1 protein-coding gene is annotated in these 763 nt (G+C 36.8%); it reads left to right on the top strand.

What is annotated here, in order from left to right; all coding sequences use genetic code 11:
• Window positions 1-117: 117 nt before the first annotated feature.
• Window positions 118-576: a hypothetical protein gene (locus BI291_RS00170; protein ID WP_074495183.1), complete on the top strand. Its 459-nt coding sequence runs from the start codon at window positions 118-120 to the stop codon at window positions 574-576.
• The last annotated feature ends 187 nt before the right edge of the window (window positions 577-763 follow it).

The raw sequence follows: 763 nt of genomic DNA, 5'->3' as shown, positions 1-763 counted from the left end.
TTAGTATTTAACAAACTAATTATGGCTCTGGCTATCAGCTAATCCACGAATGATTGGAGATCAGCACTTTCGTGGGGAGTCATTATGTCTATGTGAATAATCTACTACGGAGTTTCAATGAAAGGATTACTTTTAATATTATCATTTACTTTTGTTTTATCTGTTTCAGCAAGCGAAATTGACCTAGATAAATTTGCTCAAACCTACTTTAAAGCTATGGTCGCAACTCAAGCACCAAATGCTACGAAAGATGATCTAGAAAACTACTTTTCCTTACTTACTGATGATGTCGGGCATTCTCATTTACCATGGGTAACAGATGACTCAAGGTTGCCAGATGGAAAGGAAGCAATGCGAAAAGGAATGCTATTTTATTTAGGTGCTCATACTGAATATAATGCCGAGTTACTTGATGTATTCATTTTTAATAACTCAGCTATTGCAATCAGGTATAAGAACAGCGCTAAAGGTATTCACCCTGAAAGTAAGCAGCCTCTGGCTTATACACAAACAATGATGGAAGTGCTCGAAATGGAAAACGGTAAAGTTGCTATTATTCGCAAATACCACGAGTAAAATTCACATAACAAGCTAATAAACAAGGACAAAAACCAGTTGGTTTTGCTCCTTCGTCGCTAATTTTAACCAACTGGTTTTTGCCCGTTATTAGGGCGTTGGTATGACTCTCCACGTCAAGTTAAACCATAAAGATCTCTGCTTTTTTTCGAGCCATAATCTCTCTCTTATCAAGTTGAGTGAGTTA

Origin of the sequence: Thalassotalea sp. PP2-459, assembly GCF_001913705.1 — a bacterium.
GTDB lineage: Bacteria > Pseudomonadota > Gammaproteobacteria > Enterobacterales > Alteromonadaceae > Thalassotalea_C > Thalassotalea_C hakodatensis.
This window is presented reverse-complemented; position numbering and strand designations above follow the sequence as displayed.